Origin of the sequence: Roseovarius tolerans (assembly GCF_900109855.1) — a bacterium.
GTDB lineage: Bacteria > Pseudomonadota > Alphaproteobacteria > Rhodobacterales > Rhodobacteraceae > Roseovarius > Roseovarius tolerans.
The window spans coordinates 13,305-29,662 of record NZ_FOBO01000007.1 but is presented as its reverse complement, the minus strand read 5'-3'; the positions used below and the strand labels follow the sequence as shown (position 1 = coordinate 29,662).

Annotated in this window: 16 protein-coding genes and 1 tRNA gene; 13 read left to right on the top strand and 4 right to left on the bottom strand. The window is 62.1% G+C overall.

All coding sequences use genetic code 11. From position 1 onward, the window contains the following. The first annotated feature begins 28 nt into the window (after positions 1 to 28). The 3 genes from pgsA to BMX04_RS08465 are packed head-to-tail and all read left to right on the top strand — an operon-like array spanning position 29 to position 1,395. Entirely contained in the window at positions 29 to 694 is a 666-nt protein-coding gene (pgsA, locus tag BMX04_RS08475; RefSeq protein ID WP_050663174.1) for a CDP-diacylglycerol--glycerol-3-phosphate 3-phosphatidyltransferase, read from the top strand. Beyond that, complete coding sequence (gene moaD / locus BMX04_RS08470) at positions 694 to 939, top strand: molybdopterin converting factor subunit 1 (RefSeq protein WP_074785832.1); 246 nt, start codon at positions 694 to 696, stop codon at positions 937 to 939. The genes pgsA and moaD overlap by 1 nt, the downstream gene beginning before the upstream one ends. 15 nt (positions 940 to 954) lie before the next feature. Beyond that, positions 955 to 1,395, top strand: a complete 441-nt coding sequence (locus tag BMX04_RS08465; protein WP_074785831.1) for a molybdenum cofactor biosynthesis protein MoaE — start codon at positions 955 to 957, stop codon at positions 1,393 to 1,395. Between the two features lie 39 nt (positions 1,396 to 1,434). Here the strand turns inward: BMX04_RS08465 and hemE are convergent, their stop codons facing one another. Continuing rightward, the gene (gene hemE, locus BMX04_RS08460; RefSeq protein WP_074785830.1) at positions 1,435 to 2,469 is read right to left on the bottom strand and encodes a uroporphyrinogen decarboxylase; all 1,035 of its coding nucleotides are present in this window, start codon (positions 2,467 to 2,469) and stop codon (positions 1,435 to 1,437) included. A gap of 95 nt (positions 2,470 to 2,564) precedes the next feature. Here hemE and hemC point away from each other — a divergent pair, with 95 nt between their 5' ends. Continuing rightward, on the top strand, positions 2,565 to 3,512 hold the full coding sequence (gene hemC, locus BMX04_RS08455) for a hydroxymethylbilane synthase (RefSeq protein ID WP_074785829.1): 948 nt from the start codon (positions 2,565 to 2,567) through the stop codon (positions 3,510 to 3,512). Between the two features lie 13 nt (positions 3,513 to 3,525). Here the strand turns inward: hemC and BMX04_RS08450 are convergent, their stop codons facing one another. Then, positions 3,526 to 4,953 carry an FAD-binding oxidoreductase gene (locus BMX04_RS08450; RefSeq protein WP_074785973.1) on the bottom strand — a complete coding sequence of 476 codons (1,428 nt, stop codon included), beginning with the start codon at positions 4,951 to 4,953 and terminating at the stop codon, positions 3,526 to 3,528. A 103-nt stretch (positions 4,954 to 5,056) separates the two neighbouring features. Between BMX04_RS08450 and BMX04_RS08445 the strand changes: the two genes are divergently transcribed. From BMX04_RS08445 to BMX04_RS19390, 3 genes are all read left to right on the top strand, one after another. Continuing rightward, positions 5,057 to 5,133, top strand: a tRNA-Met gene (locus BMX04_RS08445). 492 nt (positions 5,134 to 5,625) lie between these two features. Continuing rightward, the gene (locus tag BMX04_RS08440; RefSeq protein ID WP_074785828.1) at positions 5,626 to 6,108 is read left to right on the top strand and encodes a redoxin domain-containing protein; all 483 of its coding nucleotides are present in this window, start codon (positions 5,626 to 5,628) and stop codon (positions 6,106 to 6,108) included. 134 nt (positions 6,109 to 6,242) lie between these two features. Beyond that, complete coding sequence (locus BMX04_RS19390) at positions 6,243 to 8,567, top strand: dockerin type I domain-containing protein (RefSeq protein WP_074785827.1); 2,325 nt, start codon at positions 6,243 to 6,245, stop codon at positions 8,565 to 8,567. Positions 8,568 to 8,844: 277 nt separating this feature from the next. Here the strand turns inward: BMX04_RS19390 and BMX04_RS08430 are convergent, their stop codons facing one another. Continuing rightward, a complete protein-coding gene (locus BMX04_RS08430) occupies positions 8,845 to 9,435 on the bottom strand; it encodes a YceI family protein (RefSeq protein WP_074785826.1) in 591 nt (196 codons plus the stop codon). Positions 9,436 to 9,451: 16 nt separating this feature from the next. Continuing rightward, on the bottom strand, positions 9,452 to 11,191 hold the full coding sequence (gene mdoH / locus BMX04_RS08425) for a glucans biosynthesis glucosyltransferase MdoH (protein ID WP_074785825.1): 1,740 nt from the start codon (positions 11,189 to 11,191) through the stop codon (positions 9,452 to 9,454). A 221-nt stretch (positions 11,192 to 11,412) separates the two neighbouring features. On the opposite strand from mdoH, the gene BMX04_RS08420 reads away from it, so the two are divergent. The 6 genes from BMX04_RS08420 (at position 11,413) to BMX04_RS08395 (ending at position 16,326) form a co-directional block, all read left to right on the top strand. After that, positions 11,413 to 11,808, top strand: coding sequence for a 6-pyruvoyl trahydropterin synthase family protein (locus BMX04_RS08420; RefSeq protein ID WP_074785972.1), 396 nt, complete (start codon positions 11,413 to 11,415; stop codon positions 11,806 to 11,808). Beyond that, positions 11,792 to 12,577, top strand: coding sequence for a class I SAM-dependent methyltransferase (locus BMX04_RS08415; RefSeq protein ID WP_244888508.1), 786 nt, complete (start codon positions 11,792 to 11,794; stop codon positions 12,575 to 12,577). Before BMX04_RS08420 ends, BMX04_RS08415 begins: the two co-directional genes overlap by 17 nt. An 81-nt stretch (positions 12,578 to 12,658) precedes the next feature. After that, positions 12,659 to 13,480, top strand: a complete 822-nt coding sequence (locus BMX04_RS08410; RefSeq protein WP_083398129.1) for a RibD family protein — start codon at positions 12,659 to 12,661, stop codon at positions 13,478 to 13,480. 5 nt (positions 13,481 to 13,485) lie between these two features. Then, positions 13,486 to 14,451 (top strand): zinc-dependent alcohol dehydrogenase, encoded by a 966-nt coding sequence (locus BMX04_RS08405; protein ID WP_074785971.1) that lies wholly within the window; start codon positions 13,486 to 13,488, stop codon positions 14,449 to 14,451. Next, the gene (locus tag BMX04_RS08400) at positions 14,441 to 15,250 is read left to right on the top strand and encodes an inositol monophosphatase family protein (protein ID WP_074785823.1); all 810 of its coding nucleotides are present in this window, start codon (positions 14,441 to 14,443) and stop codon (positions 15,248 to 15,250) included. The genes BMX04_RS08405 and BMX04_RS08400 overlap by 11 nt, the downstream gene beginning before the upstream one ends. Beyond that, entirely contained in the window at positions 15,247 to 16,326 is a 1,080-nt protein-coding gene (locus BMX04_RS08395) for a glycosyltransferase family 4 protein (RefSeq protein ID WP_074785822.1), read from the top strand. The genes BMX04_RS08400 and BMX04_RS08395 overlap by 4 nt, the downstream gene beginning before the upstream one ends. Positions 16,327 to 16,358: the final 32 nt, after the last annotated feature.

Genomic DNA, 16,358 nt, shown 5'->3' with positions numbered 1-16,358 from the left:
TGGCAACGCGACAGGCTAGAACCGTGCCATGACATGGACGTTGCCGAATATCCTGACCATGCTGCGCCTGCTGGCGGCCCCCGCCGTGGCGGTGATGTTCCTCTATTTCACCCGGCCCTATGCCGACTGGTTTGCGCTCGTTCTGTTTGTCAGCGCGGCCATCACCGATTGGTTCGACGGCTATCTCGCGCGAAGCTGGAAACAGGTGACCAAGATCGGCACGATGCTCGACCCGATTGCCGACAAGGCGATGGTGGTGATCGCGCTGATGGTGATCGTCGGATATTCCTCGATGTCGCCCTGGCTGGTGCTGCCGGCCACGGTAATTCTCTTCCGGGAGGTTTTCGTCTCGGGCCTGCGTGAATATCTTGGAGATACGGCGGGTACGCTCAAGGTCACGCAACTGGCCAAGTGGAAGACCACGGCGCAGATGGTCGCCATCGCGGTGCTCTTTGCGCAGGGCGTGTTCGAGCACTATTTCGGCATGTCGACCTTCGGCATGGACAACCAGATCGTGGCGGACATTCTCGGCGGGCGCACCGAAGACCTGCACGGTCTGTGGTGGAAGTATCACGGCATGGTCTGGGCCGGGCATCTGGGCATCTGGCTGTTGTGGCTGGCCGCCGCGCTGACACTGATCACGGGTGCGGATTACCTGCGAAAATCCGTGCCGCATCTGAAGGATGAACACTGATGGATGTGCTTTATTTCGCATGGGTGCGCGAACGCATCGGCCACCCCAAGGATCGGATCGCAAGCACCCCCGCAACGGTCATGGACCTTGTAGAGGAACTGCGCGCGCGCGAGGATCGCTATGCCGTTGCCTTTGCCGACCTGTCGGCGCTGCGCGTCGCGGTCGATCAGGAGTTGCGGGATTTCGACGCGCCGCTTTCCGGCGCGCGCGAAGTGGCGTTCTTTCCGCCGATGACCGGCGGATGACGGGAGGCTGAGGTGATGGATATCCGCGTGCAGCAAGCGCCGTTCGATCTCGGGGCCGAGGCCAATGCCTTTGCCGCGCGCCAGAGCGGTATGGGCGCGGTTGTCACCTTCACCGGCATCGTCCGCGACCTTGGCGGCGATCTTTCCGCGATGGAGATTGAGCATTACCCCGGCATGACCGAAAAAGCCCTGCACGCCATCGCCGACGAGGCGGCAAACCGCTGGCAGATCGGCGATGCGCTGATCCTGCACCGCCATGGCCGTCTTGCGCCCGACGAGATGATCATGATGGTCGCCACCGCCTCGCGCCATCGCGCCGACGCCTTTCAGGCCGCCGAGTTCCTCATGGATTTCCTCAAATCCCGCGCCCCCTTCTGGAAGAAGGAAGTGACGGACGCGGGGGCCGACTGGGTCGCCGCCCGCGACGAGGACGAAGACGCGCTTACCCGCTGGTAGGGTGCATGTGCGCTGATCAGACGCGCCGCTGCCACTTGCTCAGGCCCCGCGTACCGTGTCGATCATCAGTTGTACATTTTCCGGATCAGCATCCGGCGTGATCCCGTGCCCGAGGTTGAAGATATGCGGCCCGTTCTTCAGCGCCTCGACGATGGTCCGGGTCTCGCGCACCAAATCGTCGCCTCCCGTCACCATATGCGAGGATTTCAGATTGCCCTGTACACAGCCATCGGGCTGCACATGTTCCGCCACCCACGCGGCGGTCACGGAATCGTCCACGGCCACGCAATCGGCCCCGGATTTCTCGTGAAATCCGATATACTTGTCACCCGCCTGACGCGGGAAGGCGATGACCGGAATGCCCGGATGCCGCGCCTTCAATTCCGCGATGATGCGCTTGGTCGGCGCCAAGGCGTACCGGTCGAAATCCTCGCCCTTGAGCGAGCCCGCCCAACTGTCGAAGATTTTCACCACCTCCGCCCCGGCCTCGATCTGGCATGACAGATACTCGATGGTGCCTTCGGTCAGCCGGTCAATGATCGCCTCAAAAACCGGCTTGTTTTCCGCCTTGAGCGCATGCGCCGGTCCCTGATCCGGTGTGCCCTTGCCCGCGATCATGTAGGTCGCCACCGTCCAAGGTGCCCCAGCAAAGCCGATCAGCGTCACGTCCTTTGGCAATTCTCCCGCCAGATTGCGCACCGTCTGATAGATCGGGTTCAAGGTCTCGTGGATGTCCTCGACCGGTTTCAGCTTGTCGAACCCGGCCTGATCCGTGATCGTCGAGAGGCGCGGCCCCTCACCCGTGACGAACCACAGATCCGCGCCAAGCGCCTGCGGCAAAAGCAGAATATCGGCAAACAGGATCGCCGCGTCAAAACCGTAGCGCCGGATCGGTTGCAGCGTCACCTCGGTCGCCAGATCACTATTGTAGCACAGTGACAGGAAATCCCCGGCCTGTGCCCGCGTCGCGCGGTATTCTGGCAGGTAACGCCCCGCCTGCCGCATCATCCAGATCGGCGGGGTGGGCAATGTCTCGCCCGAAAGGGCGCGCAGAATGGTCTTTTGGGCGGGCATGAAATCCTCCGTTTTAAGTCTCGTCGCCGCCCCCGCCCCCGATGTCAAGCATCTCGCCGCTTGTCACCTTCCTTTGTCGCGTCTAAACCTTCGTCATGACACGTGAATTGCCCACCCCGACCAAACCGTTCAAGATCGGCACACGCGGCTCTCCGCTGGCGCTCGCGCAGGCGCATGAGACCCGCGCGCGGCTGCAGGCCGCCTTTGATCTGCCCGAGGATGCCTTTGAAATCTCGGTCATAAAGACGACCGGCGACCGGATCATCGATCGCCCGCTGAAAGAGATCGGCGGCAAGGGGCTGTTCACCCGCGAAATCGAAGAGGCACTCTTGTCTGGCGAGATCGACATCGCTGTGCATTCGATGAAGGACATGCCGGTGCTTCAGCCCGAGGGGCTTTCGCTCGACACCTACCTGCCGCGCGAGGATGTGCGCGACGCCTTCGTATCGCCCCAAGCGCCCGCGCTTGCCGATCTGCCAGCGGGCGCCAGGGTCGGCACCTCGTCGCTGCGCCGCCGGGCACAGGTTCTGGTCGCTTATCCTCATCTGGAGGTGGTCGAATTTCGCGGCAACGTGCAGACGCGGTTGAAGAAACTCGACGACGGTGTTGCCGCCTGCACCTTCCTCGCCATGGCAGGTCTGAATCGGCTGAACCGCGCCGATGTGGCGACCGCAGCGATTGCCCCCGAGGTGATGCTGCCTGCCGTGGCGCAAGGGGCCATCGGGATCGAGCGTCGCGCCGACGACCAACACGCCGCCGAGATGCTGAGCGCGCTGCATGACACGGAAACCGGCCAGCGCCTCGCCGCCGAACGCGCCTTTCTCGAGGCCCTTGACGGGTCTTGCGAGACGCCCATTGCTGGACTTGCGGAACTGTCGGGCGGCACGGTGCGCCTGCGCGGCGAGATCCTGCGCCCCGATGGCAGTGAATGCCTGAGTGACGACCAGAGCGCGCCGATTGAAGATGGCGCGGAACTGGGCCGCGCGATGGCCGCCAAGCTGCTGTCGCAGGCCGGTGACGGGTTCTTCGACTGGCGCGAGTGAGGGCTGCTGAGGATCACAGGTCGGGCAAAACCTTGCCGGGATTGAGAATGCCGTTGGGATCGAGTGCGACCTTGATCGCGCGCATGGTGGCAAGGGCCACAGGATCCTTGTGCGCCGCCATCGCCGGGCGTTTCGACAGCCCGATGCCGTGCTCCGCCGAAAAGCTGCCGCCAAGCCCGATCACTTCCGCCTCGACCGCCTCCTGAATGGCACGGCACAGCGCCGGATCATCGCGCGAGGGCCAGCCCACGTAATGCAGGTTGCCATCGCCCAGATGCGCGACGCCGGTATTCTCGACACCCGGATCAATCGCGCGACTCACGGTCTCGATCTTCTCCAACAGCACCTCCATCCGGTCCGTCGCGACGGCGATGTCGTTCTCCACCACCGGGCTGCGCATCCGCAGGATCTGCGCCGAGGCCTCACGCCGCGCCCATATCTCGGCCCGTTGCGCCGCGTTCTGCGCCACGGTGGCATCGAGCACCTCGCCCGCCTCATATCCGGCGGCCAGCACCGCCTCCAACTGCGTCACGACGGGCAGTTCCCCATCCGCGCCCGGTGTCACGTCCCGCGGTGCGCACGCGCCCAGTTCCACCAGCACGTAGACCGCGTGTCGCTCGGCAAAGGGCGGGCGGATGTCGGGAAAGCGCTGCAGTAGCGCGTCCAGAAAGCTGCGCGGCATGTATTCGAACGCCTCGACCGCGCCGCCGGTATCGTCCTGCAAGCGGTTGAGCAGCTGGAGCGCGACGCCGACCGAGGGCACCGCCACCATCGCCGTGGCATGGGCGCGCACGCGCGGGAAAAGCTTGAACACGGCGGCAGTGATGATGCCGAGCGTGCCTTCAGCCCCGATCATCAGGTGGCGCAAATCATAGCCCGCGTTGTTCTTGTGCAGCGCGCTCATCAGGTTCATCACCTCGCCCGTTGGCGTGACCACCTCCAGCCCCAGGCACAGATCGCGGGTATTGCCATAGCGCAGCACATTCGCGCCGCCCGCATTGGTCGACAGCACGCCCCCCACCATGGCCGAGCCGCGCGCCCCGAAGCTGAGCGGAAAGAGCAGGTCATGCGCCTCTGCAGCCTGTTGCAGCGTCTCGACCACCACCCCCGCCTCGACCACAGCGATGCGCGCCTCGGGCCGGATCTCGCGGATCGCGTTCAGCCGCGCCAGCGACAGCATCAGCGCGCCATCCCCGCGCGTGCCCTTGACGAGGTTCGTGTTCCCCGAGACCGGCACCACCGGCAGGCCGCAGCGATTGGCGAGCCGCAGGATGGCGGCCACCTCCTGCGCATCGGCGGGTTGCAGCACGGCGCGCGGCTGCCATTCCGTATGCCCGGCCCAATCGCGTGACCAGGGGGCCATATCGGTGCCGGTCCGCACATGGCGGGTGCCGATCAGGCTGCGCAATTCTTCGAGGGCGGGATCGCTTGGGCGTGTCATGCGCCGATAATGCGGCAAAGCCCGGGCCGCCACAAGTTCGGCAAACGTGGGCATTTTCTATCTTGACGCCCCGGCCCGCCTATCCTAACTACCGCCACGGTTTGGCGGAGTAGCTCAGGTGGTTAGAGCAGCGGAATCATAATCCGCGTGTCGGGGGTTCAAGTCCCTCCTCCGCTACCAAATTTTCCCAGTTTTTGAGCGACTTCCTGCTATATGGGCTTGAGTTGACGTCTTTGGACAGCTTCTTTGGGTGGCACTGGGGTGGCAGCCCCCTTGGACAAGCTCCCGGGTGTGGACACCCTCCCTGCATAAAGCATTTTGTCCGAAGCAATAAAATTTCTATATCGAAATCTTAGTGTAATCGTTCGCCGAAGACGTTGGGTTCCACGCATTCGTAAATGTTCCTACCTCCTTCTTCTGTATAAAGCGAAGAGACTATCATTCACGTTTCGATACTGCTCTGGGAAACTCGGCACATCACACTTGGCCTGATATAGACAATCGCCTGCCGCGCTAAGCGTCTGGTTCGTCAGGCAGGTCAAAGTCGTCTTTTTGCTAGAATTTGCATATTTTTACACGTGTTTGCACACGGCCCTGAAATGCAGGCGTTAAAGTCACTTTATCTCTGGCTCCAACAGCACTCGAATTCTTCGAAGGAACAAGGGGCGTAATATGAGCATCCAGTTTTTCTCTCCTCGCGGCGCGGATGGACGCAACATGCGTATCCCGAGCGCCTATAGGCGTTCGGTGAAATGGCTGCCGCAGATCGGGGATATATTTCCAAATTTTGCCGTAGATACCACTCAAGGTGCGTTGGACCTTTGGGATTGGTCAGCGGGTAGTTGGACGTTCCTGTTCAGCCATCCGGCTGCGAGTACTCCTGTGTGCACAACTGAACTCGGTGCGATCTCCGGAAACAAGGACGACTTCAATGCTCTTGGCGTCAAGGCACTCGGTCTGACAGGCTCCACGGTTCAAGAGCAGCTCGACTGGCACAAGGAAATAGAGGCGTTTTTTGACACGGAGGTCTGGTTTCCGACGGCCGCCGACCCCGAAGGACGACTCGCCGCTCTGTTCGGAATGCGCCATGATGAGGAACACAAGACATGGCCTATTCGAAAGTCTTTCATACTCGATCCACAGATGCGAACTTGACGTTATGCGCGACTTTGGTGTGGGGTCTCATTATCTGCTGCCCTACCTCCGTGTGGTCTAGGGTGATGCGCAGGGCGGCAGGCTCACTCCCGTCCCGCTGCAGGTCGTACCACCAGGTAGCGCTGGCGGCCGCGATGTCGAAGGTTATCGCGACGACGTTCGAAAACCTGGACGTAATAGCAGAAGATCAGCCCGATATCGTTATTCAGACGCCAAGCGCGGCAGGGATGATGTCTCCGAGGAACGAAACCTCTGTGTTTGTGGAGGCCGTGACACATTTCGTCTACCAAACTTCGGAACTGGATGGGCTGTCGTCTGACGTGATGGACAGGCTGACTGAAGTGGCCGTGACCGCGCAGGGCAGAGCGCGTGACCAGGCGCGAGATATCATCGCGGCATTCGAGCAGGACAACGTCCTGATTGAGACGTCCGGGGGGTCTCTGCTTCAATTCGACATTTCCGATGCGGCAAACGCGATCGACGCGGTTATGGATCACTACTACGTCGATGGCGGCTTCGACGCTGTGAACACCGGCGAACAATATGGCTTCAATCAACTCGAGTTGTGGAATGTCGAATTGGAGAGGCGCGATACTACGCTCCCCAATCTCGATTACTACATAACCGAATGGAATACGCGCAAGAACGGAGATATCGACGAGGCGAACAATCGCGGCTTGCAGCAAGTCTCGATGAACATTGAAATGTTATACGAGATGGTCACGCATGGTGTGACATCGGCGAATTTCTGGCCTGTGATTTTCAACCAGAGCAATTCCGGAACATTGGTGCACAATTCCGCTGAGACGCTGACAATTGCCGGAGAAGGCTTTGCCCTGATGAGCGAGAGCCTCACGGGGTTGACACCGGTACTGGATTTCAAGGTGGCGGGCGAGTTTGCCGTTCACGGTTATTCCGACAGTGACACCCTAGTCTATCTGTTTTCCGAACGCAGCGGTGCAGAGAACCAAATGACCCTCGATCTTGACGGGATCGAAGCCCTTGATGCCGATTATTACAGGGTATCCTGGACGGAACTTTGGGACGGAGGTGCAGGAGGTGTCGATGGGTTGGCACAACCCGTGATAACCACAACCCGGGTTGCGGATCTGATGACAGCCGACGCCTTTGACGACTTTCTTATCACAATGCAGGCCTGGTCCGTGGTTCGCATGGATGTTCAAGGCGTCGATGCTGCGGAGGCCGATAGCCTCCGGAGCAATTCTACCGGCCCGTATGCTCGACTCGTTGAGGGGTCGGATGCGTCTGACCGCCTGCGCGGCGGATTAGGAGATGACACCCTCGTCGGGGGAACCGGTGATGACAACCTCAATGGGCACGAAGGTAACGATGTACTCTCCGGTGATGCCGGGAACGACCGTGTCAAGGGAGGATGGGGCGACGATACTCTGAACGGCCTTGATGGAAATGACACGCTTGCAGGCGACTGGGGTCATGACATCCTATACGGCGGAGCCGGGAACGATAAGCTCATGGGGGGTGACGACAGTGATATGATCATTGGCGGTGCAGGCGACGACAGGCTTATGGGGGGCGCAGGCAATGACACTCTGACCGGAGGCCCCGGTGCAGATTCTTTTATCGGCAACCTGAGTGAGTTAAATGGAGACACGATCACTGATTTCTCGACCGATGACATTATTTTCTTTAGTGATAGCGTCTTCGACGCCGTGACGCTGCAGTCAGGTGGTGATGTATCCACGCTCGAATTGGACACAGATGCAGACGGGGTCGTCGATGCATCCATTTTCCTACAAGGAGACTATCAGCAGAGCCGCCCGAGTGTCGAAGTGGTCGGTCATGATACAATAGTCGTCCTTTCTAACTTTGATTTGGCTGAGTCAGCAGAAGTTTTGAACAGTGCCGCTGGTGTTGCTACGGGCAATGTTCCGGAGGTTGTATCCGATGGAGTGGCAGAGGTTTCCGTTCAGATTTTCGACAGGTCGGGGCACGGCTTGGATGCAACCACAGTAGTCTTCTCGTCAGACGAGACGCTTGAGCGAGAAACCGACGAGTCAGGCATGTGTCATTTTTCTACTGAGATTGGTGAAACAGGCCATTTCGACGCGACGCGGACTTATGATCCAACCTCCGATGGGCGGATTAGTGTGGACGATGCCCTCGCAGTCCTGCGTCTGGCGGTTGGTATGACACCTGCATCGAGGGAGACGAACCCTATCGATTACATAGCAGCGGATATCAATCAGGATGGTCGCGTAGACGTCAACGATGCCCTAAGTGTGTTGTCGATCGCGGTTGGCGCTGACAGCGAATACCAACCGCGTTGGATATTTTTTGAGTCAGACAGCGATTTCACGGCAGTCGATCATGGAAATAGCACCTTCGATACTGGTGCCTCGTTTGAATACCTTGATGAAAGTTCTTTGGATGTCACCATGACGGGCGTTCTGCTGGGGGATGTCGTAGGTTTGTTCTAGCCCTTGCCGAAGCGAACAAGCGCACGACCGCCAACCTCAAGTGGTCCGACCCCGAACCTTCTACCGCCGTTGGCGCGAGTTTTCCTGCTTCGGTCAGGATGAAAGGCTGGGGATTACAGCCGATCTTCGCAGCAATGGCTGACCCCTGCGTGTCACATGATACGTGATACCCGAACATCTTGCGGACCTCCCGATAGCAGCGGTGTGCCACTTTTCGTGTCGACCATCTTTCCGACCAACGCTGATGGTCTCCGGCCGTCAGATCGTCCGGAGGTGCTCACTCGGAGCGGATCGCCTCGAATTCGAGAATGATATTCACTGCGTCGCCGACGAAGTCCGGCAGGGCATAGGTGCTGCCGAAATCGCTGCGCAGGATCTCGGCGCTGGCCGAGATGCCGAGCGTTTCCTTGCCGTGGCAACAGGGATAATCTGCGCGCTTGTTGAGCGTCACGTCGAGGGTAACGGGCTGGGTCACGCCACGAATGGTCAGTTCGCCAGTGACGGTGCCGGTGGTCTCGGTCTCAGGCGTGCTGCCGGTGCCTACAAAGGTGATCTGCGGATTTGCCTCGGCATCGAGGAAATCGGGAGAACGCACGTGGTTGTCGCGCTTTTCATGGTCGGTATCGACGCTTTGCGCGCCGATGGTGGCACGGACCTCGCCCAGTTCCTGCGTTTCGGGGTCATAGGTGAACTGCCCCTCGATCTCGGAGAAGCGGCCCAGCACCTTGGCATAGCCCGCATGCATGATGGTGAAGGCAACGACAGCGTGTTCACGGTCTATCTGCCAGTTTGCCGGTTCGGCCTTAGCCATCTGTGGCAGGCTCAGGGCCGCAACGGTGCAGGCGGCGGTGAGGGTCTGTCGGGTCATTCTCTGTCCTCCCATGTCAGGCGGTGTTGGCGTGGATGGCAGCGGCCTCACGCTTTTGTGGTATGCGGTCCTCGGGAATGTCGAAAAGACCTGCGCGGCGCGACCAGCGCCCAAGGCCCGGCAGGGCCGAGAGTACGGCAATCGGGATTGCGCCGATAAGCGCCAGCAGGATCGGAGCGCCGAAAATCAGCGCCCAAGGGGCGAACGCCGCAAACCAGAGCCCAAGCGCCAGACCGATGACGGTCTGCGGCCAGAAAACGCGGGCGGCCTCGCTCCATTCCAGGCGCTCTCGGCTGCGTTGCTGCGCGCTCCAGCCGATGCGCTGCCCGAACAGCAGCCCAATGGCGAACCGTGTCAGCGCAAGAGCCACGATGGGGGCTGTGAGCATCGAAAAGAGCATCTCGATCAATCCGCCAACGGCAACGCGTGTGCCCCCTCCATAGGCCGCACGACGTTCCGGTCTGGCCAGCACCTGCGCCAGCCCCATGATCTTGGGGCTGAGGCTCAAGGTGAGAATTGTTGCGAAAAGTGCCAGCCCGGTGGCCACCGGCATCGCGTTCAACTGACCAGGCAGCGCCATCATCGCGGCCCCGATCAGGATGAAGGCCATCCAGGCGGGCGCACTGACATACATCAGGATCGCGAGCACCAGTTGAATGCGGCTCACCGATTTGAGCCCCGGCATTGCCAGAAGGTGCAGATATTGCAGGTTACCGTTCATCCAGCGCAATTCGCGGCGGATGAAATCCACCAGGCTGGGCGGGTTTTCCTCGAAGCTCTGGCTTTCCTCGGCCATCACCCGCACCTCGTAGCCTGCGCGCCGGATCATCACGGCCTCAAGCTGATCGTGGCTGAGGATCGGGCCCGAGAGCGGACCGCGCCCGGACAGGTCAGGCAGCATGCAATGGCTGCGGAACGGCTCGGTGCGGATCAGGACGTTATGGCCCCAGTTCGGCCCGCAATCGCCCTGCCACCAGGCCGAGCCAAGGGTGAAGGAGCGCATGCCGTGGCGCATCCCGAATTGGAATACGCGGGTGAAAAGACTGCGCGAGGGCAGACCGGTCACAAGGCTTTGCAGCATACCGATCTCGGGGCTGGCCTGCATCATGCGGACAAGGCGAAAGACAGTCTCGGCGCCCATCTCGCTATCAGCATCAAGCGGCAGGAAAAAATCGCTCTCGCCTTCGTCGCTATGCAGGAATTCGGCGATATTGCCCGCCTTGTAACCGGTATTCTCGGTCCGGCGGCGATACTGGATTTGGGCATTGGGCCGCGCCGCGCGCCACTGGGCGACGCGCGCCTCTTCCTTGAGGGCGATGCCGGGCGCGTCAGTGTCGCTTAGCACGTGATAGGAAAACCGCCCGGCCCAGGGGGTGTGGGCGATCTCTGCCTCAAGCCGCCGCAGCCGATCGATGGAGGCGTCGGGATCTTCGTTGCGCAGGGGCATGACGATCGCGACCCGCGCGGTGAGCGGTTCGTCGCCCACGACCCGTGCCAAGGCAGGTGTGACATGCGTGGCGGCCTTTTCGCCATGCTGCAGGTCAAGCACCAGACCCAGCACGCTGTTCCAGAAGCCGATCGAGAGCCATGGCAGCGTCAACGCGAAACAGATCAGCAACGCAACTTCGGCGAACGTGATGCCGGAGGGGGCGAAAAACGACGCCATCACCGAAAAGAGCAAAAGCACGGTCACCGAGTTGAGGCCAAGAACCAGCCGACGTCGCGCGCGAACGCGCTTGCCCTCGAACGGGGTCAAATGTCGGTACTCCTTATGTGTCGTGATTAAGGTCAACAGTCTCTCCAAGCGTGTCGGCAGCCTTGGCCTGATCATATATTGCTAAGGAAGAAGTATAGTCTTGCCCGCCCCGGTCCAATGAATTCTTCGTGGGTGTGCGGGGAATCGCCGGTTTTGCCGCGTCGCTTGACCCTTTGCTGCGCAATGATAGCTATCTTGCGACACTCATTGAAGGAATGCCCATGTTCGCCGTTGAAGTCCGAGATCACATCATGATCGCCCATTCGCTGCCCGCGCCGGTTTTCGGCCCGGCACAGGGCGTGCACGGAGCCACATTTGTGGTCGATGCCGCCTTTTACACCGAAGATATCGACGCGCATGGGCTGGTGGTCGACATCGGGCTTGCGACCGAGGCGCTTGCCCGTGCGCTTGAACCGCTGCGCTATAGCAATCTGGACGAAAAGCCGGAATTCGAAGGCAAGTTCACCACGACCGAATTTCTCTGTCACCATATCTGGAGCGCGCTGCGCGAGACCGCCAAGTCCGAGGGACTTGGCGATGCCGGTCGGTTGCGCAGGATACGTGTGTTGCTTCACGAAAGCCACGTGGCGCGCGGCTGGTATGAGGCCGATATCTGAGATGGCCTTTGACGCCGAATGGCTTGACCTACGCGCACCTGCGGACGATCGGGCGCGCGATGCCGAGTTGCTTGATCGCGCGATCGCTTATGCGGGCCCCGGCGCGCGCATGCTCGATCTGGGCTGCGGGACAGGGGCCACGGTGAGGGCCTTCGCGGCGTCGAGGGCCACGTCTCTTGACTGGTGTCTGCTAGACAATGACCAGGCGCTGCTGGATCTTGCGCGCGAACATCACCCGGCGGCAAATATTCGCCGCTGCGATCTGACCGACCTCGATGCGGTGCCTCTGACGGATGTGAAGATGGTCACCGCGTCAGCGCTGTTCGATCTGGTCTCGGAGGACTGGGCGACGCGGCTATTTGATCGTTTGGTGCAGCATCGGATCGCGCTTTATGCGGCGCTCAGTTATGATGGTGTGATGCGTTGGAGCCCAGAGGATCGAGATGACGCCGAGGTGACGGACCGCTTCAACCTCCATCAATGCGGGGACAAGGGATTTGGTCCGGCGCTCGGGGCAGAGGCGGCTGTGCGGATGACCGCATTGCTGACTGCCCGCGGATATGAGGTCTTCAGCGCCCAGAGCCCCTGGAATCTCGGCCCGCAAGAGGCCCGATTGCAGGACGCCCTGCTCTGGGGGATCGCCGGAGCGGCGCAAGACGCGGGGTTCGACGATGCCGGGGGATGGGCGGCACGTCGACTGGGTGCGATTAGCCATGGTCGGGCGGAAATCGGCCATGTGGATGTACTCGCCCTGCCCGGGGGCGGGTGACATTTGCACACTGGCCTCTATCTTTGCACATGACGCAGTAAAGACCCCGCAATTGGGGCAACGCAACAAAGGGAATGCCACATGCACGCGACCGACGTAACACCCAAGGTCTGGGATCGCATCGTCAGAACTCGTGCGGGCGCGTCCTGTTTGTGCTGCGGCGACTGGAGTGCGGGTGAGCGCGCGGCAATCGGCCTTTACGGGGCAATGATCGCGACCCCCGGCACCTGTCACGTTGCGGCGCAGATCGGGCAGTCGCTTGACGGGCGCGTTGCAACCCTATCGGGCGATGCCGCGGACGTGTCCGGGCCCGACGGGCTGGCGCATCTGCACCGCATGCGCGCGCTTGTCGATGCCGTAGTTGTCGGCGTGAAGACCGCGTTGCACGACAACCCACGCCTGACCGTTCGGCTGGTGCCGGGGCGCAACCCGGCGCGTGTGGTGATCGACCCATCGGGCCGCTTGCCCAATGATGCGCGGCTCTTCGCCGAGGATGGTGCGCGCCGGATCGTGATCCAGACGGTGGATGTCCCCCGGCCTCCAGGGGTGGAGGTGATCCGCCTGCCGCGCGATACATGGATAGCGCCCCGTGCGATCATCACCGCGCTGCAGGGCAAGGGGTTGCATCATCTTCTGATCGAGGGCGGGGCAATTACCATCGCACGTTTTCTCGAAGCGGACCTGCTGACGCGCCTGCATGTTGCCGTGGCCCCGCTGCTGATCGGGTCCGGGCCGCAGGGGCTGACCACGCAGCCGATATCGCGGCTTGCGCAGGCGCGTCGGCCTGAAACGCAGATCTATGGGCTGGGATCGGACGTGGTGTTCGATTGTCTTGTCGGCACGCGGGCAGCCCCCTGTGCCTGGCCGCATGCCGCGATGTCCTCTGCGGCGTTGCACGGTTGACCCAGATGACGGAGGCTGCCCGCGCACTCTGGATCACCGGCCCCCGGGTTGCGGAAATCCGCCCGACCGAGGTCACGCCCGGGTCCGAAGATTATGTCTTGCACACGCTCTTTTCCGGGATCAGCCGTGGAACGGAACGGCTCGTGTTCGAGGGCCGCGTGCCGGAAAGCGAATACCAGACCATGCGCGCGCCCATGCAGGGCGGGGAATTTCCCTTTCCCGTGAAATATGGCTACAGCGCCGTCGGCCAGATCCAAGACGGCCCGGACGCAGGCCGCATTGTCTTTGCCTTGCACCCGCACCAGACCCGATTCGCCTGTCCGCAGTCGATGGCCGTTCCAGTGCCGCCAGCGGTGCCTGCCGCGCGCGCCGTGTTGGCGGCCAATATGGAGACCGCACTCAATATTCTGTGGGATGCGCAGGTGCAGCCGGGCGACCGCGTAGCGGTGGTGGGGGCGGGCACGGTCGGCGCGCTCGCGGGCTATCTCGCAGCGCGCATTCCGGGCACCGAGACGTGCCTGATAGATGTCGATCCCACCCGCGACGCTCTTGCCCGCGCGCTGGGCTGCGCCTTTGCCGCGCCCGATGCGGGACCTGGCGAGGCGGATGTGGTGATCCATGCCTCGGCCACCGAGGCCGGGCTTGCGACTGCGCTGACGCTTGCCGGGCTCGAGGCCACGGTGATCGAGGCCAGCTGGTTCGGCACGCGGCCAACGACGATCAGCCTGGGGGCTGCCTTTCATCAAAAACGGCTGCGCCTGGTCGCTTCGCAGGTTGGGCGCATCCCCGCGCATCGCGCGGCCCGCTGGACACACCGCAGGCGTCTGGAAGCCGCACTTCGACTGCTCAACGATCCGGTGCTCGATACGCTCATCTCGGGGGAAAGTCCGTTCGACATGGCGGCGCAGGACTATGCCCATATCCTCGATGCCCCGGAGACACTGTGCCACAGGCTGCGCTATGAAGGATGATCCGGGCGGGGGCGCACTGCACCTGATGACATGCGTGGCGCAAGAAGTGGGCGCGCAGTTGCTCGACCGGTTCGAGACGGTAAAATCCATTCCGCGCACCGAAAAGACAGCGGGCGATTTCGTGTCCGACGCGGACCTGACGGCGGAACGTATGATCCGCGACCGGTTGCAGGGTGCCCATCCCGGGATCGGCTGGCTTGGCGAGGAAACCGGCGCATCGGGTGACCCGAACGGCCTGCGCTGGATCGTCGATCCGCTCGACGGCACCACGAATTTTCTGCACGGGTTGCCGCATTGGGGTGTCTCCATCGCCTTGGCGCAGGGCGACCGGGTGATCGCGGGCGTGGTGCACGATCCGTTCAAGTCCGAGACATTCACCGCCGGGGCGGGCACCGGGGCACATCTCAATGGCGCACCGATTTGGGTGTCACGGGATGTTCCCCTCTCTCATGCGCTGCTCGCCACCGGCGTGCCTGCGGGCGGGCGAGTGACCTATCTCTCGCACAGCATGCGCGACATCGAAGGGTTGATGCCCGATTGCGCCGGAATCCGCCGCTGGGGGGCCGCGACGCTGGATCTGGCCTATGTCGCGGCAGGCCGGATCGACGCCTATTGGGAGCGCAATCTCGGCCCTTGGGACGTAGCGGCGGGCCTGCTTCTGGTGACCGAGGCGGGTGGGGATGTGCGGCCGCTCTGGCCGGGGCAGTCGGTGCTGGAGACAGGCTCGTTTCTGGCCTCGAATGCCGATCTCGGCCCGCTTCTGGCATCGCGCCTTTGCGACCTGCGAGACAGTGCATGACCGCGCCCCGCGCCATGGCCTTTGCCGTGCCGGGCGATATCGAAACGGTGACCGGCGGCTATCTCTATGATCGCAGGCTGGCCGATGCGCTGGTGGCGTCCGGCATCGACCTGCATCACCTGACCCTTGGCGACAGTTTTCCTCATCCGACTGCGCGCGACATGGCGAATGCGCTGGCGCAGCTTGACCGGCTGCCCGCCAGTTGCCCCGCGCTTGTCGATGGGCTGGCCTTCGGCGCTCTTGACACGGATCGGCTATCACAGGTCCGCGCCCCTCTTGTGGCTCTGGTGCATCATCCGCTCGCGCTCGAGCCGGGGCTGGAGACTGCACAGGCGCGCGAGATGGCGGCGCGTGAAATGGCCAACCTGGCGCTTGCACGGCATATCGTCGTGACAAGCCCGCATATCGCTCGCCTGCTGGAGACTGAGTACGGTGTTGCGCATGACCGGATCAGCATTGCCAAACCGGGATTTGTTCGCAATCCGGACGCAGAGCCACGGCGTGCCGCAACACCGCCGCTCATTCTCTCCGTGGGTCTGCTTGCCCGGCGCAAGGGACATGACATCCTGATGCGCGCCCTTGCCCAAATCAACGATCTCGACTGGCAGTCAGTGATCGTCGGGCGCAGGCATGAACCCGACACCGTCCGCAGCCTGCATGACCTGCGCGAGGACCTCGGCCTTGCGGCGCGCGTGCATCTGACCGGCGAGATTTCGCAGACGCGGCTCGACGCGCTTTATCGCGAGGCAAGCCTTTTTGCCCTATCAACCAGATACGAGGGTTATGGCATCGTATTTGACGAGGCGATGGGACATGCGTTGCCCATCGTGAGCACGCGTGCAGGTGCCACACCCGATACGGTGCCACAAGCGGCTGGCCTGCTGGTGTCGCCCGACGATGTCGATGCCTTCGCCGAAGCGCTGCGCCGATTGCTTGGTGACCCGCGCCTGCGCAAGGCCTGTTCCGAGGCAGCGCGCGATGCTGCGGCAGGTCTCGGGGGATGGTCCCATGCGGCCGAAGTGGTTTCGGCGGCTCTGTTCGGGCCAATCGTGGCGAATGCTGACGCGCCGAAGTAACAGTCCAACTGTCGCCAAACCGATGCCAGAGG